A 232-nucleotide genomic window follows, 5' to 3' on the forward strand; every position below is an offset into this window, starting at 1 on the left:
GGTCGCCTGGCCGGTGAGAGCTTCAGTCACGGTGCGGATCGCCGAGACGTTGCGATTGACCTCTTCGGCCACCGCGCTCTGCTCTTCGGCGGCGCTGGCGATCTGCAGGTTCATGTCGCTGATCACCGTCACCGCATCGCTGATCTTGCCCAGTGCCTGCACGGCTTGATGGATCTGCCCGGCGTTGCTCTGGGCCTGGTGCTGGCTGGAATGCATGGTCGCCACCACGCCG

General features: G+C 65.5%; 1 pseudogene. It reads right to left on the bottom strand.

Going from position 1 to position 232, the window contains the following annotated elements:
• Positions 1-216, bottom strand: a pseudogene (locus tag SB764_RS44975) (chemotaxis protein); the annotation flags it as partial.
• Positions 217-232 lie beyond the last annotated feature (16 nt).

This window comes from Paraburkholderia sp. SIMBA_027 (assembly GCF_046535315.1).
GTDB lineage: Bacteria > Pseudomonadota > Gammaproteobacteria > Burkholderiales > Burkholderiaceae > Paraburkholderia > Paraburkholderia tropica.